This window comes from Burkholderia sp. FW306-1C-G01B, assembly GCF_058781685.1.
Window position 1 is genome coordinate 157,443 of sequence record NZ_JBYSWZ010000002.1, and the last position, 24,198, is coordinate 181,640.

The 24,198-nt window shown below is 66.0% G+C and carries 25 protein-coding genes; 6 read left to right on the top strand and 19 right to left on the bottom strand.

Annotated elements, in window-relative coordinates:
- Position 1: 1 nt before the first annotated feature.
- The 6 genes from AC3WLY_RS04965 to panE form a co-directional block, all read right to left on the bottom strand.
- On the bottom strand, positions 2-1,090 hold the full coding sequence (locus AC3WLY_RS04965; RefSeq protein WP_175959547.1) for an alcohol dehydrogenase catalytic domain-containing protein: 1,089 nt from the start codon (positions 1,088-1,090) through the stop codon (positions 2-4).
- 46 nt (positions 1,091-1,136) lie between these two features.
- On the bottom strand, positions 1,137-2,150 hold the full coding sequence (locus AC3WLY_RS04970; RefSeq protein ID WP_027789502.1) for an ABC transporter permease: 1,014 nt from the start codon (positions 2,148-2,150) through the stop codon (positions 1,137-1,139).
- Positions 2,137-3,657, bottom strand: coding sequence for a sugar ABC transporter ATP-binding protein (locus AC3WLY_RS04975; RefSeq protein WP_310132897.1), 1,521 nt, complete (start codon positions 3,655-3,657; stop codon positions 2,137-2,139). Before AC3WLY_RS04975 ends, AC3WLY_RS04970 begins: the two co-directional genes overlap by 14 nt.
- 62 nt (positions 3,658-3,719) lie before the next feature.
- Positions 3,720-4,658, bottom strand: coding sequence for a substrate-binding domain-containing protein (locus tag AC3WLY_RS04980; RefSeq protein ID WP_072442353.1), 939 nt, complete (start codon positions 4,656-4,658; stop codon positions 3,720-3,722).
- 118 nt (positions 4,659-4,776) lie between these two features.
- Complete coding sequence (locus AC3WLY_RS04985; protein ID WP_072442351.1) at positions 4,777-5,736, bottom strand: AraC family transcriptional regulator; 960 nt, start codon at positions 5,734-5,736, stop codon at positions 4,777-4,779.
- A gap of 277 nt (positions 5,737-6,013) precedes the next feature.
- A complete protein-coding gene (panE, locus tag AC3WLY_RS04990; protein ID WP_175959549.1) occupies positions 6,014-6,961 on the bottom strand; it encodes a 2-dehydropantoate 2-reductase in 948 nt (315 codons plus the stop codon).
- Positions 6,962-7,212: 251 nt separating this feature from the next.
- Between panE and AC3WLY_RS04995 the strand changes: the two genes are divergently transcribed.
- A complete protein-coding gene (locus tag AC3WLY_RS04995) occupies positions 7,213-8,766 on the top strand; it encodes a methyl-accepting chemotaxis protein (protein WP_492308166.1) in 1,554 nt (517 codons plus the stop codon).
- 195 nt (positions 8,767-8,961) lie between these two features.
- On the opposite strand, the gene AC3WLY_RS05000 is transcribed toward AC3WLY_RS04995, so the two are convergent.
- The 3 genes from AC3WLY_RS05000 to AC3WLY_RS05010 form a co-directional block, all read right to left on the bottom strand.
- On the bottom strand, positions 8,962-9,372 hold the full coding sequence (locus AC3WLY_RS05000; protein ID WP_492308165.1) for a hypothetical protein: 411 nt from the start codon (positions 9,370-9,372) through the stop codon (positions 8,962-8,964).
- Positions 9,365-10,033, bottom strand: a complete 669-nt coding sequence (locus tag AC3WLY_RS05005) for a M35 family metallo-endopeptidase (RefSeq protein ID WP_310132883.1) — start codon at positions 10,031-10,033, stop codon at positions 9,365-9,367. Before AC3WLY_RS05005 ends, AC3WLY_RS05000 begins: the two co-directional genes overlap by 8 nt.
- A 543-nt stretch (positions 10,034-10,576) precedes the next feature.
- The gene (locus AC3WLY_RS05010) at positions 10,577-11,254 is read right to left on the bottom strand and encodes a LuxR C-terminal-related transcriptional regulator (protein ID WP_492308229.1); all 678 of its coding nucleotides are present in this window, start codon (positions 11,252-11,254) and stop codon (positions 10,577-10,579) included.
- A 369-nt stretch (positions 11,255-11,623) separates the two neighbouring features.
- Here AC3WLY_RS05010 and AC3WLY_RS05015 point away from each other — a divergent pair, with 369 nt between their 5' ends.
- Positions 11,624-12,115 carry a hypothetical protein gene (locus AC3WLY_RS05015; RefSeq protein WP_072442345.1) on the top strand — a complete coding sequence of 164 codons (492 nt, stop codon included), beginning with the start codon at positions 11,624-11,626 and terminating at the stop codon, positions 12,113-12,115.
- 18 nt (positions 12,116-12,133) lie between these two features.
- On the opposite strand, the gene AC3WLY_RS05020 is transcribed toward AC3WLY_RS05015, so the two are convergent.
- The 4 genes from AC3WLY_RS05020 to AC3WLY_RS05035 form a co-directional block, all read right to left on the bottom strand.
- Complete coding sequence (locus tag AC3WLY_RS05020) at positions 12,134-12,640, bottom strand: hypothetical protein (protein WP_204421482.1); 507 nt, start codon at positions 12,638-12,640, stop codon at positions 12,134-12,136.
- A 130-nt stretch (positions 12,641-12,770) separates the two neighbouring features.
- A complete protein-coding gene (locus AC3WLY_RS05025) occupies positions 12,771-14,129 on the bottom strand; it encodes a sigma-54 dependent transcriptional regulator (protein ID WP_492308228.1) in 1,359 nt (452 codons plus the stop codon).
- 182 nt (positions 14,130-14,311) lie between these two features.
- Positions 14,312-14,896, bottom strand: coding sequence for a hypothetical protein (locus tag AC3WLY_RS05030; protein ID WP_175959554.1), 585 nt, complete (start codon positions 14,894-14,896; stop codon positions 14,312-14,314).
- A 156-nt stretch (positions 14,897-15,052) separates the two neighbouring features.
- Positions 15,053-16,468, bottom strand: a complete 1,416-nt coding sequence (locus tag AC3WLY_RS05035) for a chemotaxis protein CheA (RefSeq protein ID WP_492308227.1) — start codon at positions 16,466-16,468, stop codon at positions 15,053-15,055.
- Between AC3WLY_RS05035 and AC3WLY_RS05040 the strand changes: the two genes are divergently transcribed.
- The gene (locus AC3WLY_RS05040; RefSeq protein WP_244137231.1) at positions 16,455-16,769 is read left to right on the top strand and encodes a hypothetical protein; all 315 of its coding nucleotides are present in this window, start codon (positions 16,455-16,457) and stop codon (positions 16,767-16,769) included. The genes AC3WLY_RS05035 and AC3WLY_RS05040 overlap by 14 nt on opposite strands.
- Here the strand turns inward: AC3WLY_RS05040 and AC3WLY_RS05045 are convergent.
- The 4 genes from AC3WLY_RS05045 to AC3WLY_RS05060 all read right to left on the bottom strand — a co-directional run bounded on the left by AC3WLY_RS05045 (position 16,753) and on the right by AC3WLY_RS05060 (position 18,769).
- A complete protein-coding gene (locus AC3WLY_RS05045) occupies positions 16,753-17,034 on the bottom strand; it encodes a hypothetical protein (RefSeq protein WP_425133242.1) in 282 nt (93 codons plus the stop codon). The two genes, AC3WLY_RS05040 and AC3WLY_RS05045, sit on opposite strands and share 17 nt — an antisense overlap.
- Before the next feature lie 74 nt (positions 17,035-17,108).
- Complete coding sequence (locus AC3WLY_RS05050; protein WP_492308164.1) at positions 17,109-17,699, bottom strand: hypothetical protein; 591 nt, start codon at positions 17,697-17,699, stop codon at positions 17,109-17,111.
- 111 nt (positions 17,700-17,810) lie between these two features.
- On the bottom strand, positions 17,811-18,134 hold the full coding sequence (locus AC3WLY_RS05055) for a hypothetical protein (protein WP_175959557.1): 324 nt from the start codon (positions 18,132-18,134) through the stop codon (positions 17,811-17,813).
- A gap of 233 nt (positions 18,135-18,367) precedes the next feature.
- Entirely contained in the window at positions 18,368-18,769 is a 402-nt protein-coding gene (locus tag AC3WLY_RS05060; RefSeq protein WP_310132870.1) for a hypothetical protein, read from the bottom strand.
- A 137-nt stretch (positions 18,770-18,906) separates the two neighbouring features.
- On the opposite strand from AC3WLY_RS05060, the gene AC3WLY_RS05065 reads away from it, so the two are divergent.
- Complete coding sequence (locus AC3WLY_RS05065) at positions 18,907-19,272, top strand: hypothetical protein (protein ID WP_310132868.1); 366 nt, start codon at positions 18,907-18,909, stop codon at positions 19,270-19,272.
- 432 nt (positions 19,273-19,704) lie between these two features.
- On the opposite strand, the gene AC3WLY_RS05070 is transcribed toward AC3WLY_RS05065, so the two are convergent.
- Together AC3WLY_RS05070 and AC3WLY_RS05075 are read right to left on the bottom strand one after the other, a co-directional pair.
- Complete coding sequence (locus AC3WLY_RS05070) at positions 19,705-19,890, bottom strand: hypothetical protein (RefSeq protein WP_492308163.1); 186 nt, start codon at positions 19,888-19,890, stop codon at positions 19,705-19,707.
- A gap of 289 nt (positions 19,891-20,179) precedes the next feature.
- The gene (locus AC3WLY_RS05075) at positions 20,180-21,103 is read right to left on the bottom strand and encodes an AraC family transcriptional regulator (protein ID WP_175959559.1); all 924 of its coding nucleotides are present in this window, start codon (positions 21,101-21,103) and stop codon (positions 20,180-20,182) included.
- Between the two features lie 181 nt (positions 21,104-21,284).
- Here AC3WLY_RS05075 and AC3WLY_RS05080 point away from each other — a divergent pair, with 181 nt between their 5' ends.
- Both AC3WLY_RS05080 and AC3WLY_RS05085 read left to right on the top strand, forming a co-directional pair.
- Positions 21,285-21,746 carry a (2Fe-2S)-binding protein gene (locus AC3WLY_RS05080; protein WP_111018576.1) on the top strand — a complete coding sequence of 154 codons (462 nt, stop codon included), beginning with the start codon at positions 21,285-21,287 and terminating at the stop codon, positions 21,744-21,746.
- A gap of 2 nt (positions 21,747-21,748) precedes the next feature.
- Positions 21,749-23,959 (top strand): xanthine dehydrogenase family protein molybdopterin-binding subunit, encoded by a 2,211-nt coding sequence (locus AC3WLY_RS05085; protein WP_492308162.1) that lies wholly within the window; start codon positions 21,749-21,751, stop codon positions 23,957-23,959.
- Positions 23,960-24,198 lie beyond the last annotated feature (239 nt).

The window sequence follows — 24,198 nt, forward strand, 5'->3', positions numbered from 1 at the left end:
GTCAGCGGGCCGGCTTCAGCAGCACCTTGATCGATTCGGGCGATTTCGCGACGCGGATCGCGTCGTCCCAGTCCTCGAGCGCGAAACCGTGCGTGACGATGCCTTTCGACGTGACGAGCCCGCGCGCGAGCAGGTCGATCGCGACCGGATAGCAGTATGGCCCGAGGTGCGCGCCGCGCACGTCGAGCTCCTTGCGATCGCCGATGATCGACCAGTCGACGGTCGCGTCCTCGCCGAACACGCTGAATTCGACGAAGCGGCCGAGCTTGCGGATCAGGTCGAGCCCCTGGTTCACACCGACCGGCGCGCCGGTCGTTTCGATGTACACGTCGCAGCCGTAGCCGTCGGTCAGCGCGCGGACGATCTCGCGCGCATCGTCGCGCTGCGGGTTGATCGTCACGTCGGCGCCGTACTCGCGCGCGAGTTCGAGCCGTTCGTCGATCAGGTCGATCACGACGAGCTTCTTCGGCGTCTTCAGGTGCGCGACCTGCGTCATCATCAGCCCGAGCGGGCCCGCTCCCGCGATCACGACGACGTCGTCGAGCTGGACGTCGCCGCGGTTCACCGTATGGATCGCGCACGACAGCGGCTCGATGATCGCGGCATCCTCGAGCGATACGCCGAGCGGAATCCTGTGGACGATCGCGGTCGGCGGAATGCGCATGTATTCGGCCATCCCGCCGTCGGCGACCTCGCGCTGGAAGCCGAAGATGTTGTGCACCTCGCACATCCAGTACTGCCCCGACTTGCAATAGCGGCACTTGCCGCACGGCACGATCTGCTCGGCGATCACGCGGTCGCCCAATGCCACGCCGAAATGCTCGGCCGCGCCGTCGCCGAGCGCCTCGACGTAGCCGAAAAATTCATGGCCGGGAATCACGGGCGCCTTCACCCACGGGTTCGGGCCGCCCCAGAACATCTTCGCGCCCGTATAGCATTTGCAGTCGCTCGCGCAAATCCCGCACGCGGCGATGCGGATCACGAGTTCGTTCGCGCCGGGGCGCGGCTTCTCGACCTGTTCGACGCGATAGTCCTCGGGGCCGTGGCAGACGACCGCGGTCATCCGCGGCTGGGCTTCGGGTGTCGTCATGAGTTGTCTCTTTCGTTGATGATTCGGATATCCGATCGATCACGCATTACCGCGATCGTTCTCGGCTGATGTAGATCGCGAGCAGGATGATTCCGCCCTTGATCACGTTCTGCACATACGGGTTCACGCCGATCATGTTCAGCCCGTTGTTGAGCACGCCGAGCAGCAGCGCACCGACCAGCGTGCCGAGGATCGCGCCGCGTCCGCCGGAGATCGACGTGCCGCCCATCACGACGGCCGCGATCGCGTCGAGTTCGAAACCCACGCCCGCGTTCGGCTGCCCGCTCATCAGCCGGCCCGTCAGCACGATCGCGGCGAGCGCCGACGTGAGCCCGGCCAGCGTGTAGACGATCAGCTTCACGCGCGCGACGCGCACGCCGGTGAGCCGCGTCGCCTGCTCGTTGCCGCCGATTGCATACACGTAGCGGCCGAACGGCATGCGATCGAGCAGCAGCCACGCGATCGCGTAGACCACCAGCATGATCAGCACGGGCGCCTGGATGCCGAGCACCTTGCCGCTGCCGAAGAACGCGACCCAGTCGGGCAGCCCGTCGATCGGATAACCTCCCGTGTAGATCAGTGCCAGGCCGCGCGCGATGCCCATCGTCGCGAGCGTGACGATGATCGGCGGCATCCCTGCGAACGCGACGAACACGCCGTTCAGGAAGCCGAACCCGAAGCCGACCGCAATGCCGATCGCGAGCGCGGCGACCGCGTTGACGCCCGCGACCATCAGCCCGGCCGCAAGCGTGCCCGACAGCGCCATCACCGAACCGACCGACAGGTCGATCCCGCCCGTCAGGATCACGCAGGTCATGCCGACCGCGATGATCGCGTTGATCGATACCTGGCGCAGCACGTTTTCCAGGTTCGCGGCGGACAGGAAGCTCGGGCTCGCGATCATCATCGCGATGCACACGACGACGAGGCCGACGAGCGGATAGAACAGCGTCGAACGCCGCAATTGCGCCCACATCGCGCGGGGCGGCGGCGCATCGCCGTTTCCGGCGTTGGCCGCGAGCGTGGTGGAAGGCGTGGAAGAAGAATCAGGCAGGTTCATGGGTCGCTCCTCGCGTGCCGGCCGTGGCATGGGTCATGACCGTGTCGGGATCGATCTCGTCGCCTTCGAGCGTCGCCTCGATGCGGCCCTGCCGGAACACGGCGACGCGATCGCACATGCCGACGATTTCCGGCAGCTCGGACGAGATCATGATGATGGCGTAGCCGCGCGCGGTGAGTTCGCGCATCAGCCCGTAGATTTCCGCTTTCGCGCCGACGTCGATGCCGCGCGTCGGCTCGTCGAAGATCAGCACCGACGTGTGATGGTTCAGCCAGCGCGCGATCACGACCTTCTGCTGGTTGCCGCCGGACAGCGTCGCGACCTCGGTATGGATCGACGGCGCCTTCACGCCGACGCGCCGCATCACGTCGTGCGTCGCGCGCGCCTCGCCGCGGCGGTCGATCAGCCAGCGCATCGACCGGTACTTGCCGAGGTTGTTCAGCGAGATGTTGTCGCGGATCGAGAACGACGTGACGAGCCCTTCCGTCTTGCGGCTTTCCGGCAGGATGCCGATGCCCGCGCGCAGCGCGTCGGCCGGATCGCCGAGCTTCGCCACCGCGCCGCGCACGCGCACGTCCTTGCGGTGCGCTCGCGTCGCGCCGATCACCGCGAGCGCGGTTTCCGTGCGGCCCGAGCCGACGAGCCCGGCGAAGCCGAGGATCTCGCCGGCCCGCAGCGCGAAGCGGTTCACCGGGCCGTCGCGCTCGATCTGCAGCGCATCGACTTCGAGCACGGCCGGCGCGTCGGCCGGCAGCGCGGGCTTCGGCGGAAAGCTGCTCTCGATCCGGCGGCCGACCATCATCCGCACGAGCTGCTCGACGTCCGTGCGTGCGACGTCGGTCGTCGCGACGTACTGGCCGTCGCGCAGCACCGTGATGCGGTCGCACACCGCGAAGATCTCGTCGAGGTGATGCGAGATGAAGATCATCGCGACGCCCTGCCGCTTCAGCTCGCGCATGATCGCGAACAGGTGTTCGGCTTCGGCCGGCGTGAGCGTGGCGGTCGGTTCGTCGAGGATCAGGATGCGCGCGTCGAGCGACAGCGCCTTGCCGATCTCGACGAACTGCTGCTGCGCGACCGACAGCGCACGGATCGGCGCATCGAGATCGATCGACACGCCGAGCCGCGCGAAGATGCCGGCCGCCGCGCGGCGCATCCGCGTGCGGTCGCGCGCGCCCCAGCGCGTGCGCAGCTCGCGGCCGAGGAACAGGTTGTCGACGGCGTCCAGGTGCGGGATCAGGCTGAATTCCTGGAACACGATGCCGACGCCCGCCGCGACCGCCTCGTGATAGTTCGAGAAATGACGTGCGGTGCCGTCGATTTCGATCGTGCCGGCATCCGGTTGATGGATGCCGCACAGGATCTTCATCAGCGTCGACTTGCCCGCGCCGTTCTCGCCGAGCAGCGCATGGATCTCGCCGCGCGCGATGTCCAGGTGAATGTCGGACAGCGCCTTCACGCCCGGAAAGCTTTTCGTGATGTGGCTGAGCCTGAGTATCGTTTCCATCGGCTTCTCCGTGCGAAGGGCGCCGGCCATGCCGCCGCCCTTCGCGTCGCATCGCACGTCGTTCACCAGCTGAAGCCCTTCGCATTGCTGCGATCGACGACCTTCACGTCGACCGGAATCGCCTTCGGCACCGTCGCGCCCCACTTGCGTGCGATCGCGATGCCGAGCGCGATGCGCACCTGGTCGGCCGGGAACTGCGCGGTCGTCTCGATGAACTTCGAGTTCGGCTTCTGGATCGCGGCGATCGCCTCGGGCGCGCCGTCGACGCTCGTCAGCTTGATGTCCTTGCCGGAACCCTCGATCGCCGCGAGCGCGCCCATCGAGCCGCCGTCGTTCACGCTGAAGATGCCCTTCAGGTTCGGACGCGCGGAGATCATGTTTTCGGTGACCGACAGCGCGGTCGCGCGCTCCTGCTTGCCGTTCTGCGTGTCGACGAGCTTCACGTTCGGGAATTTCGCGAGCCCGGCCTTGCAGCCGCGCACGCGTTCGAGGATCGGCACGACCGGAATGCCGTCGAGGATCGCGACCTCGCCGCTGCCGCCGATCGCCTTCGCGAGGTATTCGCACGACATCACGCCCGCGTCGTAGTTCTTCGAACCGACGAACGAATCGACCGGCCCGTTCGCATTCGCATCGACGGCGACGACCACCGCGCCGGCCTTCTTCGCCTGCGTGATCGCCGACTGGATGCCGGTCGAATCGGTCGGGTTCACGAGCAGGATGTCGATCTTCTTCTGCAGCATGTCCTCGACGTCGCTCACCTGCTTGCTGACGTCGTGATGCGCATCGGTCACGACGACCTGCGCGCCGATCGACGTGGCCGCATCGTTCAGCGCCTTCTGCATCGTCACGAAATACGGGTTGTTCAGTTCCTGGAACGTCATGCCGATCCGCAGCGGTGCGGCATGCGCGGCGGCGGCTGGCAGCAAGGCCGCGAACGCGGCGAGGGCCGCCATCCGGGCGGCGCGGCTGAATGATGAAGCGGGCGATGCGTGCGTCATGACGGTGTCTCCATTTATGTGCGGCTTTTTCGAGGTTGAACGAGCCCCTCGCGACGTGAGCGACGCGATCGGCCGGGTGAAACGGTGTGGAAAGTTCAGGCGGGCGGCGGCCCGGCGATCATCCGGGCTGCGGCGCGAGTTCGGGCGCGCCGGGCGTCAGCACGCGCGGCGGCATCGGGTTGCCGGTGGGCGCCGCGTGCAGCGCAAGCTCGCGGCTGCGCGCGTTCAGGCGCTGCAGCGCACGAAATTCGGACGGTGCCATCCCCTTCACCGAGCGGAACTGGCGGTTGAAGTTCGATACGTTGTTGAAGCCGGCCTGGAAGCAGATGTCGGTGATGTTCGCGTCGTCGGCAAGCAGCATCTGGCACGCGGATTCGATCCGCAGCCGGTTCACGTACTGGACGAACGGCATGCCCGTGTGGCGGTGAAATGCGCGCGAGAATGCGCTGACGCTCTGCCCGGTCAGTTGCGCGAGTTCGGACTCGCGCAGCTCGGATGCGAGGTTCTTGCCGATATACGACAGCGCGTGGCTGAGCCGCGTCGGCGTGACGTCCGCCTGGTCGTATGCGGGACTCGCGAGCAGCGTGCGCTCGTCGGCGCCGCAAAGCCGTTCGAGGATCGTGATGAACAGCGCGATGCGGCGCATGCCGCGCGCGGCCAGCAGTTCGTCGAACAGCGGTGCGATCGCGGCGCTGGTCGCATCGTCGAAGCCGACGCCGCGCCGCGCGTCGTCGAGCAGCGCCTGCGCATCGCGGCATTCGGGAAACGCATCCATGCAGCGGCGCACGAACGCCGGGGCGAACTGGATCACGAGGTTGCGGCGCTCGACGGTTTCGCCTTCGGCCATGTCGCTGACCCAGTTGTGCGGCAGGTTCGGGCCGAGCAGCACGAGATGGCCGGGGCCGAACGAGCCGATGTGATCGCCGACGAAATACTTGCCGCGCGTCGCGACGATCAGGTGCAGTTCGAATTCAGGATGGAAATGCCAGCGGATCGTGCGATACGGGTAACCGTGCGACCAGACCTTGAACGACTCGTCGCGTCGCACTTCGACCACTTCGAGATCGGGATGCATCATGTTGGCGTCTCCATTCCCATGTATCGCTGGCCGGCCTGTTCGGCTGTTCGCTCGTGCGCCGCGTGTTTCGCTTGTTTCGCGCGGCGACGCGACCGGTCGCATGGGAAGCAATGTAGGTCGATCGCGCGCGCGGCTCCACCAACTTTACGCCTGATTTCCGATACTTTTTTGCACTTTCCGGCCGTAAACGGCGCCGGACAGCAAATTTGTGCAGCGCGCAACGGCACCGGGCGGCCGGCCGCCGGGTCGGTGCGATGCGCGCGCGCCCGCCGACGGTTTACGCGGCCGCGTGCTCGCGCGCCGTACGCACCTCGTACGCCTTCAGGTGGTTGTATGCGATCCGCAGCAGCGACAGCGCATCGGCCGCCTGCGGATCGCGGCGCGCGAGCAGATCGCCGATCACGTGATCGGCTTCGACGCGCGCATGGTTCTCGACGTCGCGCAGCATCGACGCGGTCAGCGGCGACGGCGTCAGCACCATTCGCTGCATCCGCTCGATCGCCGCCGGGTCGGGCCGGTGACCGTTGTATTCGGCGATCGCGCTGCATTCGCCGAGCATCGTCTCGAGCAGGCGGCGGCCGTCCGGCGCGGCGAGAATGTCGCCGACCGAGCCGCGGAACAGCGACGTGCTCGCGGCGAGGGTCGCGAGGAATACCCACTTTTCCCACATCCGCGCGGCGATGTCGTCGCTGAGCGTCGCGTCGAAGCCCGCGCCGCCGAGCACGTCGGCCACCGCGCGCACGCGCGGCGATTCCCCGCCGGCGAGTTCGCCGAACGACACGCCATGCGTGTCGTTCAGGTGCACGATGCGCTGCTCGCGATCGAGCGTGGCCGCGATCACGCACAGCCCGCCGAGCACCTGCGCGGCGCCGAACCGGTCGCGCAGCACGTCGAGGTGACGCATCCCGTTGAGCATCGGCAGGATCAGCGTTTGCGGGCCGACGAACGGCGCGAACGACGCGATCGCGTCGTCGAGGCTGTACGCCTTGCAGCTCAGCAGCACGAGGTCGAACGGCGCAACTCCGGCGCCGGCATCGCCCGCGCGCACGGTCTGCACGTTCGCGAGCGTCAGGTCGCCGCGCGGGCTGCGGATCAGCAGCCCGTCGCGCGCCAGCGCGGCCGCGCGGCCGTCGCGCACCAGAAACGTCACGTCGCGCCCCGCTGCGGCCAGCCGGCCGCCGAAGTATCCGCCGACCGCGCCGGCCCCTACCACCAGAATTCGCATCGTTGCCTCCTTTCGGTTTCATTCGGCGCCGCGCCGCCGCCCGCCCGGGCGCCCGGCGCGCGCAATCGCTCCGACAGTATAGCGATGCCCGTTATGCATATGCATAGATACCCGTGCCGACGTCGAAGGCAAAAGCGACCGCACCGTTTCTAAGGGATTTCCCGCCTACGGCGACGCGCGTCGCCTGCCGTCAAGACACTTACCCCGTCACGCCGTTCCGGTGAGCATCCTCGACTGACCGACCACATACCATGCGCAACCTTTCCCTGAATCAGAAACTCGCCTCGATGATCGTCATCCTGTGGCTCGGCCTGCTCGTGATCGCCGGGCTCGGCGCGTGGCAGACGCGCGCATCGATGATCGAAGACCGCCGCGACCAGCTTGCCGCGCTGGTCGCGCAGGCCGCGAGCGTGACCGACCATTACTACAAGCTGTCGCAGCAGAACGCGATGCCGGAAGCCGACGCGAAGCAGAAGGCGCTCGAGGCGATCGCCGCGATGCGCCACGGCGCCGACGGCTACATCTCCGTCAACGACTCGAAGCCCGTGATCGTGATGCATCCGATCAAGGCCGAGCTCAACGGCAAGGACGTGTCGAATTTCACCGATCCGGACGGCAAGCACCTGTTCGTCGAGATCGTGAAGGCCGGCAACCTGGAAGGCGGCAAGGGCTTCGTCGAGTATCTGTGGCCGAAGCCGGGCGCCGACAAGCCGCAGGAGAAAACCAGCGCCGTGCAGCGCTTCGCGCCGTGGGACTGGTATCTGGTGACGGGCATGTACATGAACGACGTGCACTCGGCCGTGCTCGCGAGCATCGGCCGCTGGCTCGCGATGACGGCCGTGCTCGGCGCGATCGCGACCGCCGTGATGGTGCTGGTGCTGAAAAGCGTGCGCGCGAGCCTCGGCGGCGAACTCGAGGTTGCGCTCGACGCCGCGCAGCGCATCGCGCAGGGCGACCTGACCGCGCGCGTCGCCGTGAAGCAGGACGATCGCGGCAGCCTGCTGCATGCGCTGCACACGATGCAGGGCGGGCTGATCGACATGGTGTCGCGCGTGCGGATGGGCACCGAGAACATCAACGTCGGCGCGAGCGAGATCGCGTCCGGCAACACCGACCTGTCGCAGCGCACCGAGGAACAGGCGGCCGCGCTCGTGCAGACCGCGTCGAGCATGGACCAGATGACCGCGAACGTGAAGCAGAACGCGGACAGCGCCGCGCAGGCCGCCTCGCTCGCCGGCCAGGCCGCGCAAGTCGCGACGCGCGGCAGCGCGGTGGTCGACGACGTCGTGCGCACGATGAACGAGATCACCGGCCGCTCGCACAAGATCGGCGACATCATCGGCGTGATCGACGGGATCGCGTTCCAGACCAACATCCTTGCGCTGAACGCGGCGGTCGAAGCCGCGCGCGCGGGCGAACAGGGCCGCGGCTTCGCGGTGGTCGCGGCCGAGGTGCGCTCGCTCGCGCAACGCTCGGCGACGGCCGCCAAGGAGATCAAGTCGCTGATCGTGTCGTCGAACGAGACCGTCGAGCACGGCGCGGCGCTCGTCACGCACGCGGGCGAGACGATGGCCGAGCTCGTGCAGTCGGTGCGGCGCGTGAACGAGATCCTCGACGAAATCAGCCATGCGTCGCGCGAGCAAAGCGCCGGGATCGAGCAGGTCAATCGCGCGGTGGGCGAGATGGACCAGGTCACGCAGCAGAACGCGGCGCTCGTCGAACAGGCGGCGGCCGCCGCGCACTCGCTGCGCGATCAGGCCGAAGCGCTGCGCGACGCCGTCACGCGATTTGCGTTGCCGGCCTGATCCTGGGGGAGCGTGCGGGCGCGGCTTGCCGCTGCCACGCCCGCGCGCCCCTGGCTTCGTCATACGCCCTCATGCCTGTGCCCACCGGTAGCGCGTCGAACACATCCACCTGCTCGCCGCGCAGCGCCGGCCAGCATTCGGAAGCGAATGGGGCGCTGTTTCGAACGATGCTTGCGCGGTGGGTCCCGCGTCATGTTACTTCCCGGTGCAGCACTTGTTAGGGCAATCGGGCAGGAAGGAAATTTCCACGCGCCGCCCGTTGTCCACGTCGCCATGCGAATAGACGCGTGCGCTTGCCCGAATGGTCCCGCGTAGAAAACCCAGTTGCTCCAGCAACGCACGCCCGACTTGTAGTCGTGATTGTGCAAGTGCCTGTGCTCCGAGTTCATCTTCTTCAGCGTGACCACTGATTAACGTTACCTCTTTTGTCGTGTGATTGGCGTAAGTAATCCTTTGGTCGGCAACCCAATTTGCGATGCGAACGACTTCCGAGTTCGATATGGTCGCATCATTCCTATCAAAATATATATCAAAATTCTCGCTCGCGATGCATGCAAATGCCGAATTGGAAGCAGCAAGCAATATACCAATCATGAATTTATGCATTATAAATTACGTATCCAGCAACACTGTCAGCATTATTGATGGCTTGATCCGGACTCTCCGATCCGAAGGTCAGACATTCCGCGATAAAGTAGCGATGATCCTTGGTAGCCATCGTATCATCAAAGTGACTGACCTCATGAATCAATGTGGAAACCACGGAGTCCTTATCCCACGAAAAATGACGCATAGAGCAAAAATCAGGATGTATGGCAATTGTATGAGTTGCCGTATCCGGTGCGCAAACAGATGCAGCGACACCGGATTTATTTGGATTCGGAACGCATCCGATATACCTGAATCGATCGCTATCCCATCGGGTAAAATTGAATGCCGACATCCCCTTTAATACCCGTGCGATTGCCGTCAGGCCCGCAAGTAATGTTATGCAGGTCGCTTCGTCTGCCTTGCCGAACCACTGTAGCACACGCGCCTTGTCAGCGTTAGACCAACGCTGCAATTCCAGGATTCTCTGCTCAACCAGGGAAACGGCTCGATCGCGCTGATGTAAAATCATTCCCCGAAACTCACTGTTTGTCATGTTTTGACAAATTCTCTCCGTATTGATTCTTACTTCAACCGTCGAGCCGGGGTTGGTATTGGTAACCGCACCTGAATGTACAAGGAACCATTCCCCACCGTCATTCACGTCAAAATCGTTCATTTATTCAAAACCCCTTCGTATATATTTTCAAGGACGCTGCTGCGTCAGTGGCGCCGGAAAAAGTCTGTCCCGTGTCGGTAACGACTCGATAGCGGACATTTGCGAGTGGGCGATCGGAGTCATGTTCTTTCTGGGCCATAAGCTCGGATACCTTATGCGTGGATGAACCATATACGGTCGCCGGCAAGAATTGCATTGTCTATAGGACGAGTATTATTTTCCTCGCACTCCGACTTAAATTGAAATGCCGTTACTCTCCGCAAAACCGGGAAGGATGGGCGATCAATCGAGTGCCGACGTTCACGAACTACGCGCGACGATGCGCCGCAATCTCGGCACTGACCACGTGTTATCGTCGGTGCCCGCCCGCAAGTACATCCACCTCGATCCAATTCGGTGAACTTCAGCGAGCTATCTCGTGTTGAGGTTCACGGTCAATGTGCGCTCGTCATGGACGCGGCCGAAAGCCGCCTCCACGGCGTCGAGCTATACGCGGTCTACGCGCGCTTCACGCAGACCGAATGACCCGCCCGGCGCACCCGCTCACACCGCGCCGCCGGCCCGCGGCGCGGCCGCCCCGGTGCCGAGCCCCAGCCCCGCCGCCCGCTGGATCAGCTCGACGTCGTTGTTCGCGCCGAGTTTCTTCATCGCGCTGATCTTCTGCGCGCTGACCGTCTGCTTGCCCTTGCTCAGGCGCTGCGCAATCGTCTTGATCGGCACGCCCGACAGATACAGGCGAATCACCTCGATCTCGCGCGCCGACAGCTTCACTGACGCCTCGCCGCGCTCGCCGATCGCATCGACCGCGCGCCTGACGCACGGCGACAGGTAGCGCCCGCCGCTGTAGCTCGAATGGATCGCCGTGACGATATGGCCGACTTCGTCGAACTTGCTGACGATGCTCACGCCGCCGATCGCGAGGATCGACCGGAAGATCAGCGGGTTCTCGTTGCCGACCAGCGCGACGATTCCGGCGTTCGGGCGCGTGCGCCGCAGCCAGTCGAACAGCGCGAGGCCGTCCATCTGCTCGTCGCCGCGGATCGAATAATCGACCAGCACGATGTCGCAGTCGACGCCGCCGAGCGACGCGACCAGTTCGGCCGCACTCCGGTAGACCGCGACGAGCTCGATAGCGCAGGCGCTGCCGGCGATCTGCTCGATGCCGGCCAGCGTCAACGGCCAGTCATACGCGAAAACGATGCGAACATTGAATTTCCTCATGCGCAGTTCCAGGTGGTTCACCGGCCGCGCGGCGCGGAACGCGCGCGGCCGGTTTGGCGTTGAAAGGATGTCCGGGATATTTTTATCCCGAAGATCGATTCTATGAAGCCGCGCGCGGGCGGGATATCGGACGGCATCGGGATTGACCGCCGGAGACGTAATACGAGTTTGATATTTGCGTCGGTTCAGGCGCCCGGCATCGGCCGGACGGCCGGCATTGAGCCCTTGCGGCCGGCCAGCAGGTAAAATTGCGGCGTTTGCATGCCACTCCGGGCACCCGGCGGCGAGCGACGCGCCGATGACGGCCGCGCACCACTGCCCTTTTGCCGGCTGCCCATACTCCGGCTGCCCGTACTCCCAGCTTTCCCCATGACCGAATCCGACCTGCAATCCGACGACACCTCCATCCACGAAGACGGCCTCTGGCGCGACAACGGCTGGACCGCCCGCATCATCAAGAACGAAGACGACGACGGCTGGGCCGTCGAGATGATCAAGGACGGCGAGTCCGAACCCGCGCTCGTCGGGCCGTGGACCATGGGCCGCGACAAGAAGAACCCGAAGCCGATGGACGCGAACGCGTTCCGCACGCTCGTGAAGACCGCGACCGAGGTGCTGATGCGGCACGAGCAGCAGCGGCGCGCGATGCTGCACAAGGAAGTGACGGTTCAGGGCGAGGACGGGCAGGATGTGTCGGTGACGCTCGACATCGTGCCGGACGAGTTCGAGCCGTACGCGCAACTCAAGGCGTTCGATCCGTACGGCGAGCTGCTGGCCGACGCGAAGGTATCGGCCGGGTTCAAGCTCAGCAAGGCCAGCGCCGAACGCTGGGTCGCGTCGGGCTTCGAACGGCCGGCCTGACCGGGCGGCGGTGCGCGCTCAGGCGCCGGCGCCCTGCCGCGCGCGCTGCAGCCGGCGCTCCGCCAGCTTGCGCCGCACGAGCTGCTCGAACTGCTGGGTCGCGACCTCCGGATCGCGCGCGGCCAGCCCGAGCGCGTTGCGCGCGAGCTGGATCGGCGTCAGCACGATGCCCCACGGCAGTCCCCACCAGCCGAGCGTGACCGATGCAAGCAGCGCGATCGCCTGCTTCTTGCGGCCGCAGCGGCGGCAGCACACGTGGCGCCGCGTCGCCCAGCGCGTGACGAACACCAGCGATACGACGCGATGCGACGCGTGGACGTCGACCGGATGCCCTTCGCGCAGGCAAATCGGGCACGGCCCGTACCGCCAGTCGTCGACGTACTGCCGGACCTTCGCGTCGGGCACCCGCTCGGCCTCGACGACGATCGGATGCGCGTGCGCGCACGCCGGACTGCAATAGCGGCGGCCATCGATCGACTGCCCGCCGACCAGGAACGTCCTGCCGCAGTGACTGCACTCTGCCACGATAACCCCGGATAAGCGTGATACGCCGCGTGCCGGCCGCGCGCATCGATGCGTCGGCGGTCCGGACGGGCCATTTCATGTTTTAACGGCCGCCGCCGCACGGTCTTGAGCTCACGCGCGCCACCGCGCGTCAGCCGTGCAGCCCGTGCGCGGTCATCAGGCGGTACAGCGTCGCGCGCGAAATGCCCAGTTCCGCCGCGACGTCCGCTTGCTGGTGGCGGTGGCGCAGCAGCGTTTCCTCGATCGCGCTCCGCTCGGCCTGCCGGCGCACTTCGGCGAGCGTCGGCAGCTGCCGCGACGTGTACTGGTGCAGTTCGAGATCGGCGGCCGAGATCATCGGGCCGTTCGTCATCACGACCGCGAACCGGATCCGGTTGATCAGCTCGCGCACGTTCCCGGGCCACGAATAGTTGTGGATCGCCTCGACCGCGCACGGCATGAAGCCGAGAATCCGGTACGCACTGTCGCCGCGATAGCGCCGCAGCATGTCATCGGCGAGCAGCATGATGTCGCGGCCGCGCACGCGCAGCGGCGGCTCGTCGATGCGCAGCACGCACAGACGGTAGTACAGGTCGGCGCGGAACCGCCCCGCCTGCATCGCGGCCTCGAGATCGACGTGGGTCGCCGACACGATCCGCACGTCCACCGGGATCGACGCGTGCCCGCCGAGCCGCTCGATCCTGCCTTCCTGCAGGAACCGCAGCAGGCTCGCCTGGCTCTCGAACGGCATGTCGCCGATTTCGTCGAGAAACAGCGTGCCGCCATGCGCGGCCTCGATGCGGCCGACCTTGCGCTGGTGCGCCCCCGTGAACGCGCCGCGCTCGTGACCGAACAGTTCGGCCTGCAGCAGCGTCGACGGAATGGCCGCGCAGTTCACGGCAACGAACGGCGCCGCGGCGCGCGCCGACTGCCGGTGGATCGCCGCCGCCGTCAGTTCCTTGCCGGTGCCCGATTCGCCGGCGATGAACACGGTGGTATCCGTGTTCGCGACCTTGCGGATCGTCGCGAACAGCCGGCGCATCGCGTCGCACGAACCGATCATCGTGCCGTCGGGCGGCGGCGCCTCCGCGGCCGGGTCGCCGTCCGCAAGCTTCAGCATCCCGTACGCATGGCCGGCGAGATAGCCGATCGTCGTGTAGGCCGTCGTGTTGCGCACGTAGTCGAAACAGCAGTGGCGGATCAGGCGTGCGAAGGAAATGTCGCGCAGCCGCTCGCTGTCGGCGAGCGCAACCCAGCCGACGCGCGGGTCGCGCAGCAGCGCCTCGAACGACGCGACGTCGGGCGACGCGAAGCTGCCGAAATCGACGATCCCCGCGTGCGGGCGGTTCGCCTTGACGAGATTCAGTGCGTCCGCAACGGTTTTCGCGCGCCACACGTCCCAGCCGCGCAACGCGAGACAGTCGGCGAGCGCTGCATCGTGCCGCTGCGACAGGTAGACGAGCGGCCGCGACGGCACGACATGGTTGCACCGGATCGCGAGGAACGGCATCGTGCCGGCCTCGCGTTCGACATCCTGCGGGCCTGACACCCTGATCTGGCAGCTATAGTTCACGATGGCCTCGCCGCTTAGGGTTGTATGTCGGGACGGCCGTTGCCGGTTCGCGTGTGACGGGGTCTCGTAGTCCCGCGGCGCGGCGCCGGCCTGTCCTCGGATTGATGTTTCGTGTTTCGTTACCGGCAGAAAACGACACGCTGCATGTAGATCTGCGGCTCGACGACCGGCTTCGCCGCCCGGTTCAGATCGTCGCGATAGGCGCGGTAGGTCTTGCCGTTTACCGTCACGTCCGTCGCGCGGGCCGTCTCGATCCGGTCGAGCCCGTTGCGCTGCCACTCGCTCACCCTGCCTGCCGCCGACATGCTCGACTCGCCGGCGATCTTCTGCGTGATCGCGCTGCCGTCGCTCCACGGCTGCGTCTGCATGTCCTCGGCGTGCTGCATCGCGCCGACCGTCTTGCCCGTCGGCGTCGGCCCGTTTTGCGCTTCGAACGGCGCGCCGCGGCCGTACACCGGCGATCGCCACGATGGCGCGTGGCCTTGCTCGGGCATCATGTAAATCATCTGCGGGTCGCCGACCATCATCATCGGCACGCATGCCGTGTTGTCGGGTCGGCCGAGCGTCGTCAGCGCCTGCTGGACGCTCGCGGCGTTCGCGGCAGTCTGCTCGTTCAGGATGACGAAGACCGCCGGATTCTGGAAAACCGACTGCGCAGCGGCTTGCACGCTGACCAGCAGCAACGCGACCAAAAAGATCCTCATGATTGAGGCCTCCTTGCATCCTCGTCACGCAAAAAGAGGTGTTGACGTCGGGGATCGGACCAACACCCGTCAAACCGGGAACGACCGTCGCGCATCGGGTCGGAACGGCAGCCGTGCGTCCGGCGTTCCGGTCGCACGGCTGCCCGTTCCGCGTGCTTACGACGACGTGCTCGTCGAGATGACCGCCGGCGCGGCCGGTGCAGCCGGTGCAGCCTGCTGGTCGACCGGGGCCGGCGGCAACGCCTTCGCCGGATCGGTCAACGCCGACATGTCGGCAGGCTGCGCCGGTGCGGCCGCGGATTCGACCGCGCCCGGCACCTTCGCGTCGGCGGCCGGCATGTCGGCTGCCGGTGCGGCCATCGCAGCATCCGCCGCCTGCGGCGCGGCGGCGACCGCGGCCGGTGCGGCTTGCGCGCTGTCCGCCACCTTCGCATCGACTGCGTGCGCCGCGACGACGGCAGCAGCCGGCGCGGCAGCGGCTTGCGCTGCGTTGTCGGTCGCGGCCGGCATCGGCTCCGGCGCCTTGTCGGCGACGGGCTGCACGGGCTCGGGGATCTTGTCAGCGACGGCCGGTGCAGGCTCGGGGGCCTTGTCGGCGACAGCCGGCGCAGGCTCGGGGGCCTTGTCGGCGACGACCGGTGCAGGCTCGGGGGCCTTGTCGGCGACAGCCGGCGCGGGCTCGGGGGCCTTGTCAGCGACGGCCGGTGCAGGCTCGGGGGCCTTGTCGGCGACAGCCGGCGCAGGCTCGGGGGCCTTCATAGCGACGATGGCCGCGGCGGGCACCGCACTCATCGCGGCCGGCGCAGCAGCGGCCGGTGCGACAGCTGGGGCGACAGCCGACGCGGCGGCAACCGCCGGCACTGTCGCGGCAACCGGTGCGGCAGCAGCGGGCACGACGGCCGCCGCTTGCGACGCCTTCGCGGCAGCCGCCTGCGCGGCATCCGGCACCTTGCTGGCGACGGTCGGCGCGGCGATCGCCGGCAGGGGCACCGGGACCGGAATCGGCGCCGCCTGCCCCGCGGTCGTCGCCACCGGGCGCGCCTGCGCCGGCGCGGCTGCGTCGAGCGGCGGCAGGCCCATGCGATTGCGCACGATCGGATCGTGATACTTCACGTCGTCGGCGACGGTCGCTTCGACGCTGGGCGCGACATTCGAACGTGCGAGCGGCGCGGTCGTGCCCGGGCACAGGTGCCCGGTCGCTTCCACCGCGCGCCGGTTCGCGTCGCTCTGGCAGAGCAGCGCGAGCGCCACGTCGGTCAGGCCCATCGCGCGGAATTCGCGCGCATCGAGACGACGGACGCAGGCCTGGTCGACCAGCGTCGTGCCGCCCGTCGCACCGAACCCCGGGAACGACACGCCGACGCTCACCGACCCCATGCAGGTGTCGGACAACGTGGTCGTGAGGCCGGGCGCCTGGATGGACGGGTTCGTCTTGATCGTCTGCGTACCCGAGTAGTTGACGTTTTCCGATATCTGGGTGTTGTACGGATTGGTGCCGGGCGAGCCGGGTGCCTGGAGCGAGCTCACGCTCTGCGGCGTCACGTTCGAGCCGCCGCTCGTGCTGGACGGCATCGTCACGTTCACATTCACGCTCGAATTGCCGCTGCCGCGAACCCCGCTGCTGCTGGCGGCATTGCCGCCGCGCGAGCTCGTGGTGTTCGTGTTCATGCTCGAGCCGCCGCCCTGGCTGATCGCCGTCGACGACGTCGAGGACTGCGCGCTCGAAGTCGAATCGGCGGTTTGCGCCTGGGCCCCGATCGTGGTCATCGCGAACATCGCCGCACATGCCACCTTGATCCTGTTGCTGTTCATTTCACTCTCCGGACGAGGTTTGACCTCCCACCCAGGCAACCGTACTAATTCCCCTGAATGACTTCAGTCTTTGCTGCTTCCCCAAACTGCTTCCAGCCGCTGCCCAGCTGGGACCACGAGCCGGCCGACATACCCTGCCACTGCTGGGCGCCCGGTCCGCCGATGGCACTGCCCGACGAAAGCGTTTGTCGTTCTGACGGTTTGATTGTCTGGTCAGGGTTGTTTGACGTCTGCATATTCGATTGCACACCATCGGCAGCACGGTCAGCACCATACGCCGTCAGAAACGCGAGCATCAGAGCGGCGGCAATCAGTTTCTGCTTCATGCCAACTCCTTACGTGGCAACAGTGCGGAAAAAGAGACCAGCGTCGCTGGGAAACTGGTCCCCCCCACACCTGACTAATGACTGCTTCCGATCGCGCTGGAACTGCCCAGGCTTCCGCCCGATGCGGACGGCGAGCCGGCCGGACCGGTACTCCACACGGTCGACGAGTTGTAGTGATTCGAACCCGCGATCGCGCCTGACCCGCCACTGCCCGTCAGCCCGGCAGCACCCGCGTTGGCAATGCCCTGGTCGTTCGCACCCGTAGCCGTGTAGTGGTTCGCGCCGAGTACGATCGTGGCGGTCACCCCTCCCGACAGCGCATTCGCGTTCTCGTTCGTGCTGCCGTTTCCACCGAACGAGCCTGCGGCACCGATACCGCCGCCTGCCGCGAACGCGCCCCCGTTCGTGCCCGAACCGCTGGCCGTCGAGGTCGAGTTGTGAAACGCGGATGCCGTGCCGGCGGAACCAGCGGGTGTGACGGTACTGCCTGCATTCGCGCCCGCCGTCGAAGTCGAATTGCTGGTATAGCTGCCGGACCCGACCAGCACCGAACCGGAAACACCCGCTGCAACGGATTGCGTCTGGTTGGTGGTGGACGAACCGGCTGCCAATGCAACCGACGATATGACGGTGAGCGCTGTCGCTAATATGACGTTGGCTTTCATAGCAATCCCTTGCTGTGAGGAAGTTCGGCGGTGGCGGAGCCGGGCCTGCCCGCATACAGCGAAACCCGGCATCCGTACCGCCAGCCAATGACGAACGCTACGCGCCGCGGCTTAGTGGTGAATCGTCCAGCCGATCGAGCCGGCATTCGCGCCGCTCGTGCCGCCAGCCTGTGCGCCGCCGAAGCCGAAGCCGCTGACCGACGACGATTGCGTGTGGTTGGTGTACGAGATCGAACCGCTGCCCGGGCCGCCGGCAACTGCACCGGCTGCGCCGAGTGCCGCGCCGGAATCGGTCGCGGTGAAATGACCGAACCCGGCAACACCGGCCATCGTCGAACCGCCGCTCGTCGAGTTGCTGCTCGACACCGTGCCGCTGGCTGCGAACGCTGCACCCGAAACGGCCAGAACTGCTGCTGCAATGAGAAGCTTCTTCATGGTCGACTCCATAACGGCGTGGACGAAATGAGCCGGGAAGATTGCACGCCATCAACCTTCCTGACTTGAGCAATCCTAAAAAATAAGGATCACTATCAAATTACGAGATTCCTGCTTTCTTTTAAATCCAGGTATTTTGGATTCTTTGGCCAGCCGAAGTTTAATTTTGCGTTTTAAGCTGTCCGAAATTTATGATCGCGTGTTTTCAATTATTTTTACGAATATTTAATATTTCACGAAAACACTCTAATTCGACGAACCGGAATGATGAACATGCATTTCCGGCCCGCGATTTTCGACACCCCGTCGGAAACCAATGCCGGCACCGGCACCCGCTTCCGAAATCGAAAATGCGCGAGTACATTTACCACCGCAAAATGCAGCGCCGCTAAAAATGCGCCCTTTAGCCGAGCGAAAAATGGCCTGCATTGCAGCCAGACGGCATGTCTGCTCCCTGAGGGAGCGACGAAAGGTTTCCGGATAATCCGGCCGACAGGCGTTCGATCTAATCCGGCCGGCACCGGTATTGACCCGGTGCGATCGAAACTGCGTTGCACGGTTGAAGACGAATCGGCGTCACGCTGTCCGGCACGAACAGGCTGACCCATCCGGTTGAACTGAATGAAGGCGAGCACCGCTGTCGCCTGGCTGCCGCACGGAGCGACAACCGCTCCAGCACGCGGAGCGTGCGGAGGGCGGGAAATCGGCAAGGCGCGACCCGCGACGCTGGCACTGCGTCGCAAGCGATACCCCGAACTTTCCGACTCCCCCTATGGTGCGCAAAGAACGCGCCGATCAAGCCACTGCTTATGGTCTTCATTGCCGTTTCCCCGACTGGCTTATTGACGAGTTGGCCGCCCCCACATCGTTGTTGCATCGTGTCGACCGCTCGCCGGTGCGTCCAGTAGCGCAAGCAGCGTGCCACGCGTTATTCCACCGCTCATTGCGCGCGTCGAACGGCCAGCGCGCCGGCTCGAATCGCCGGGAACGTAACTTTTTGTTTCAGGAATGTATCGCGACAACGGTCGGGCACACGCGCCGATCATTGCGCATCGCGAAGCAATATCACGATTTGACGGACGAATCCGGCACGCCGGCCCTCGCCGGACGGCCAGGTGAACGAGTGTTTCAAACTTGAGAAGCGCGCTGTCACGCATCGCCCGCTGCATCCGTTTTTTCGCTTGCGAACCGTGCGTCGCGACACGTTCGGCCGGCCTCCAATGCCCGGACGAACGGGAATCGAAGCGTGCGGCGCCCCGTTCTGCAAGCCCGCGCGGCCGCCTCCGATGTGCCTGCGACACGCATTCGTCTCGACCGGCGAAATGATTTCGATTCAACTTTGAAAATACCGACGCGATCATGCGACATAATTTTGTCATCCAGACCATTACCGGCGTAACAACCAAAACAAATTAAAACGCGCAATCCAGACCGAAGCCGGCTCAGCAGTTTTTCATTTTCATTCGCCCCCTTCACACCTTGGGCCACCCGACGGGCAATACATCGAAGAAACGTTTTTCAAGCAGCCACCTACGCTTTTCTCATCGTTGAAACACACCGATTCAACGCCTTATTTCATGTCAAAAAATCCCACAAACGCCTGATTTATCGCAATTTTATTCGTATCGAACCACATCGATCCGGCCATCGCCCGAGGTATTTTCCTGTCCCCATCATTCACGCGTGAAACAAAAGCGCGCATATCGCGCGGCAATTTCGCGCCCTCGCCCGCGCACAGCGGGATTGCGTCGTTCACGGCATGCCGGCTACCTGATTTCCGGTTCTCACCGAGCGGCACGCCACGGCACACGGATTACGGATGGCGGTCGCTCGTCAAACGACGTGTCGGGGAAAAGGCGATGAAGATCACCACCGATCGATCGGCGTTCGCGTCACGCGCAACGTCGACCGCGGCACACCGCGCGTCGGCAGCGACGTTCCTGCAAGCGCCGGTCGTCGCGAAATTGCCGATGGCCGCCGAGCGACGACCCGCGGCCATGGCCCGGCGGCGCACCGGCCGCGCGTTCGGGCTGGCCGCCGCCGCGTCAGCCGAGCAGTTCCTTCTTCCGCAGGTGCACGACGTCGCGCATCGGCGGCGCGCCGAACAGCCGGCTGTATTCGCGACTGAACTGCGACGCGCTCTCGTAGCCGACCACGGCAGCCACCGACCCGACGTCGCCGCCCTGCCGCAACAACAGCCGCCGCGCCTCGTGCAGCCGCAACTGCTTCTGGTACTGCAGCGGGCTTAGCGTCGTCACGTGCTTGAAATGGTGGTGCAGCGACGACACGCTCATGTTGACCGCCTGCGCGAGCGTCTCGACGCGCATCGGCTCCGCGTAGTGATCGCGGATCCATTCGATCGCGCGCGCGATCCGGTGCGTCTGGCTGCCCGCGATCGCCATATGCCGCAGCCGCGTGCCCTGCCCGCTCGTCATCAGCCGGTACAGCAGTTCCTTTTCGATCAGCGGCGCGACGACCGGAATGTCGGCCGGCGTATCGAGCAATCGCAACAGCCGCAGCGCGGCGTCGAGCAGCGGCGGCGTCAGCTCGGCGAGCGCGATTCCTTCGCCTTCGGGGCCCGCGTCGGGCTCGGGCAGCCGCATCTCGGCCGCGAGCTCCACGATCCGCTGCGGATCGAGCCTCAGCGACAGGCACAGGTAGGGTTCCTCCGGCGACGCGCGCGTCACGCGCGACAGGATCGGCAAGTCGATCGACGTAATCAGGCAATTCTGCGTGTCGTATTCGTAAGCGTGGCCGGCCACGATCACGCGCTTCGCGCCCTGCCCCGCGATCACCAGCGCGGCACACGACACGGCGCAGCCGAGATCGACCGGACGCGTATGCCGATGCAGCATCAGGCCTGGCACAGCCGTCGAATGCGAGCCGTCCGCCGGTGCAAAACGGCCGATCAGCGACGCCAGTTCGCGCCGTCCGGATTCGCGCGACGCGACGATATCGGTCATGTCCATGACGCATCCTCGATTGATTTCCCCATGTCGCGGGAGCATAGCGAAACCGCCCGCGCCGCGCCCGGGGTTTGCAGGATTGTTCAATAAATTTGCAGGATTGGGTAGACGCAAAACCCGGCTGCTCGCGCACACTGCCGGCTAACCGGGCGCATGCCGGGTTTTCCCCACGGAGACAACCAAAATGCCTACCTCGTTTGTCCTCAACGGCAAGAACGTCACGCTCGACGCCGATCCGTCGATGCCCGTCCTCTGGGCGATTCGCGAACACGCGGGACTGACCGGCACGAAGTTCGGCTGCGGCATGGCGCAGTGCGGCGCGTGCACGGTGCATCTCGAAGGCCAGGCCGTCCGCTCGTGCGTGCTGCCGCTCGCCGGTATCGCCGGCAAGCATGTCACGACGATCGAAGGCCTGCGGAGCAAGCCCGCGCAGGCCGTGCAGGCCGCGTGGGTCAAGCAGCAGGTTCCGCAATGCGGCTACTGCCAGTCCGGCCAGATCATGTCGGCCACCGCACTGCTCGAACAGAACCCGAAGCCGACCGACGCGGACATCGACGCCGCGATGAACGGCAACCTGTGCCGCTGTGCGACCTACGCCCGCATCCGGGCCGCGATCCACGACGCGGCCGCGACGCTGGGAGCCTGACCATGACGATCGAACTCGACAACCGCGATTCGGTGCGTCCGTCGCGCCGCACGTTCCTGAAGGCCGCGGGCGCCGCGGCCGCCGTCAGCCTGACCATCGGCTTCGAATGGGCCGGCCTCGGCCGCCGCGCGCTCGCCGCGACCGCGCCGGCCGCCGATTTCGCGCCGAACGCGTTCCTGCGCATCACGCCCGACGGCGCCGTCACGGTCATCGCGAAGCACGTCGAAATGGGCCAGGGCGCGTATACGGGCATCGCGACGATCGTCGCCGAGGAACTCGACGCCGACTGGTCGAGCGTGCGCGTCGAAAGCGCACCGGCCGACGCGAAGCGCTATGCGAACCTCGCGTTCGGCACGATGCAGGGCACGGGCGGCAGCTCGGCGATGGCGAACTCGTGGCAGCAGCTGCGCGAAGCGGGCGGCAAGGCCCGCGCGATGCTCGTGTCGGCCGCCGCGGCCCGCTGGAAGGTGCCGGCCGGCGAGCTGACGACGGCCAATGGCGTCGTCACGCATGCGAAGAGCGGCAAGACGGCCGCCTACGGCACGCTCGTCGCCGACGCATCGAAGCTGCCCGTGCCGGACAAGGTCGTGCTGAAGCAGCCGGCCGATTTCAAGCTGATCGGCCAGCGGATTCCGCGCGTCGATGCATCGGCGAAATCGAACGGCACCGCGCCTTTCACGCTCGACACGACCTTCCCCGGCATGCGCGTCGCGCTGCTGCAGCGCCCGCCGCGCTTCGGCGCGACGGTCAAGTCGTTCGACGCGACGGCCGCGAAGGCGGTGCCGGGCGTCGTGTCGGTCGTGCAGGTGCCGCGCGGCGTCGCGGTCGTCGCGACGGGCTTCTGGGCCGCGAAGCAGGGCCGCGACGCGCTGAAGGTCGAATGGGACGAAAGCAACGCCGAAAAGCGCGGCTCGGCCGAGATCATGCGCGAATACCGGCAGCTCGCGGAGAAACCGGGCACGTCGGCGCGCAAGGACGGCGACGCCGACGCGGCGATCGCCGGCGCCGCGCGCAAGCTCAGCGCGACATACGAATTCCCGTATCTCGCGCACGCGCCGATGGAGCCGCTCGACGCGGTCGTCAAGCTGACGCGCGACGGCTGCGAGATCTGGGCCGGCGACCAGTTCCAGACGATCGACCAGGCGAACGCCGCCAAGGTCGCGGGCCTGAAGCCCGAGCAGGTGAAGATCCATACGCTGTACGCGGGCGGCAGCTTCGGCCGGCGCGCGAACGCGTGGTCGGACTATGTGGTCGAGGCCGTGTCGATCGCGAAGGCGCTCGGCGCGGACGGCAAGCCCGTCAAGCTGCAGTGGACGCGCGAGGACGACATCCAGGGCGGCCTCTATCGGCCGATGTACTTCCACAAGCTCGACGCGGGCCTGACCGCGGACGGCAAGCTGGTCGGCTGGCGCCACCGGATCGTCGGCCAGTCGATCCTCGCCGGCACGCCGTTCGAGGCGTTCATGGTCAAGAACGGCATCGATGCGACGTCGGTCGAGGGCGCGGCGAACCTGCCGTACGCGGTGCCGAACGTGTCGGTCGAGCTCACCACCGCGAAGACGGGCGTGCCCGTGCTGTGGTGGCGCGTGGTTGGCAGCTCGCACACGGCCTACGCGGTCGAGGCGTTCATCGACGAAGCCGCGCACACCGCCGGCAAGGATCCGTACGCGTTCCGCCGCGACCTGCTCGCGAAGGAGCCGCGCATGCGCGCGGTGCTGGAACTGGCCGCGCAGAAGGCCGGCTGGGATCCGGCCAAGCCGCTGCCGAAGGGCCGCGGGCGCGGGATCGCGGTCGCCGAGGCGTTCAAGAGCTATGTCGCGCAGGTGGCCGAGGTGTCGGTCGACGCGGACGGCAAGGTGAAGGTCGAGCGTGTGGTGTGCGTGGTGGATTGCGGGATCGCGATCAATCCCGACATCGTCGCCGCGCAGATGGAAGGCGGCATCGGCTTCGGGCTCGGTGCGGCGCTGCACAGCGCGATCACGCTGAAGGACGGCCAGGTCGAACAGCGCAACTTCGACGGCTACAACGTGCTGCGGATGGCCGAGATGCCGAAGGTCGAGGTGTATATCGTGCCGTCGGCCGAAGCGCCGACCGGGGTCGGCGAGCCGGGCGTCGCGCCGATCGGGCCGGCAGTCGCGAACGCGATCTTCGCGGCGACGGGCAAGCGGCATTACGTGCTGCCGTTCGATTCGGCGGATAGCGCGAAGGCTTGATGGGCCGGAACGCCGGCTGAGGGATGGAAACGTCTCTCGGCCGGCGTCTTTTGTCGAAGCGTGGCCGATGTAGGGTTCGATGTCGGCAAAAAACACTCACAACCAATTGATTTAAATAGCCTATTCATCAAACCAGGTAGGGTTCGATGTAGGGTTCGCGGTCCGGCAAAAACCATGTGCTGCCCGCCACGAATACCGCCTCCCCCACACGTTACGTCAGACGTAACGCCCGTAACGTC